The organism is Psychrobacter sp. NPDC078929 (assembly GCF_050267985.1).
Taxonomy (GTDB): Bacteria; Pseudomonadota; Gammaproteobacteria; order Pseudomonadales; family Moraxellaceae; genus Psychrobacter.
Genome location: NZ_JBNNFX010000049.1, coordinates 1 through 1,964 on the forward strand (window position 1 = coordinate 1; position 1,964 = coordinate 1,964).

A 1,964-nucleotide genomic window follows, 5' to 3' on the forward strand; every position below is an offset into this window, starting at 1 on the left:
CTACTGGGTTGGAGGAAATAACAACTATGTTGTGCTGACTTAGAAAGTCTTATTTATCATTCATAGCAAGGTAGATATTACGATCTGATGCGGATGCGTCATCCACGTATTTTGAATCGCGCCATGTCGTATAAGCATAGACACCACTGTATGGGCTGATGCTGTTCTGACGGAAATCAGAAATCCAATTTTCGCCATCAAATATTTGGATATGGCCATGCGGGCGCTTTGATGAGCGATCATAGACAATAACATCACCTACTTGGGTTGGCATATCATTACTGATTTTGCTAAAACCTGCTTTATCAAGCGTGCCACGAGTGGCGTACTGATAGGCTGAAGGATTGGGTGTAAATTCATAACCAGCTGATTGTAGTGCTTTACGTACGTAACGGGCACAATATCCAGAGCTGCCAGATAAAGCCACTTTTGAGGCGCGAGCAGCAGCGATAGCGGGGGCTGAATTGCTGTCAGGAACCTTATTGACTTGCTGCTGTTGTTTTTCAGCGTATAAGCGGCTGTTTAATGATGAAAGCTGATTCTCTTTTTGCTTGGCCTGCGCACTTAGGTTGCTAATTGCTTGACTAATTTCATCATTATTAGAAACATAAGCACCACTTTTGGTGCTATAGATGTTTTTTGATGAACCGTAGTTTGATGCCACAGAAGTATTGGTGATGGTATTATTTGTTTGAGAGATTGTGATAGCAGCACCACTCGTTTGTGCTATGCCCATACCCAGTACTGACAAAATCAATAAAGCCTGTTTCATAAATCTAATACCTACGGTTAATTCAAAATCGTCTGTTATCAACAACAGCGCAGTCAATTAAATCTCAATAACTCAAGTATATATATGTCATAGTGACTGATACTTCTGCTGCATATTATTCATATAAAAAATGATTATTGGCGATCACAGCTCATTGAAGTCTTACGAAGCTGTTACAAATCAAGCTGCTGACCAAAACACAAAGCCGACTTTAGCATAGGCTGTTTAGCCTGTCATCCCCCTTAAAAACCCCAAAAATACTTTTTTGATGTCGAAAAAATTGCTAATATCCCACATTTTACAATGTAAGTTTGTGTAACATGTACAGAATATAGCTGACTAGATTGACCACAATTTCTACTGTTTTATAAGCAAAAAAACGTCTGAGGGTTAAATCTATAATTTAGATTTAACCCTCAGACGTTTTTCTATTGGATGAAGTAATTACCCTATATAGGGTCTAACTAATTATTAAGATAATATAATAATTTATAATATTAATATAGATGTTAATTCCCTACTGGCTTATGTAATATTACGTAATTGTTTCGATACATCCTGTATATTCTTGTATTAACCCTTAGTTATTTATCTATTTTAAGGGTTAATAACCGATAAATCCGCTTACATTGTCATCAAAAGTTACAAATTCAAAGTTATTTTTAATTTTAAAGTCGCAATAGCTAATGAATTTTTTGATGAAGAATCATTTTATAAGCAATAGAACAGTCTTATACTTGCTTCATTCGCTTTTAACGCTAACACTATAATCAAAGTATTCTTAACTGCTAACACACTATAATTGCTGCTCTACCGATTCAATATCAGCATAAACTTGGGTCGTCCCGTCTTTATTGAGTTGCATAACCTGATAGGGCATGAATTTATTTTGATACTTCATACCCGGGCTACCAACAGGCATGCCAGGTACGGCAAGACCCATAGCTTGTACTGGCGGATTTTCTAAAAACTGCGCCATATATTTAGCGGGTACATGACCTTCAAAGACGTAACCATCCGTAGTGACTACAGTATGGCAAGAACGCATTTCATTTGGAACGCTGTAGCGCTCTTTAAATACGGCTAAGTCCGCAACATCTTGCGCGGTTGCACTTAGACCATTATCTTCTGCATGACTTATCCATTCTTTACAGCAGCCGCAATTGGCATCTTTATAGACAGTGGCTGAGTA

General features: G+C 37.6%; 2 protein-coding genes. Both read right to left on the reverse strand.

Going from position 1 to position 1,964, the window contains the following annotated elements:
• Window positions 1–49 precede the first annotated feature (49 nt).
• Window positions 50–772 (reverse strand): CHAP domain-containing protein, encoded by a 723-nt coding sequence (locus ACQKCG_RS13785; protein WP_057758750.1) that lies wholly within the window; start codon window positions 770–772, stop codon window positions 50–52.
• 796 nt (window positions 773–1,568) lie between these two features.
• On the reverse strand, window positions 1,569–1,964 hold a 396-nt coding region (locus tag ACQKCG_RS13790; RefSeq protein ID WP_427585490.1), incomplete at its 5' end, for a DUF411 domain-containing protein.

What these genes read in the sequence shown, in the direction of transcription:
- ACQKCG_RS13785 (WP_057758750.1), bottom strand. Translation starts at nt 772, where the DNA reads ATGAAACAGGCTTTATTGATTTTGTCAGTACTGGGTATGGGCATAGCA.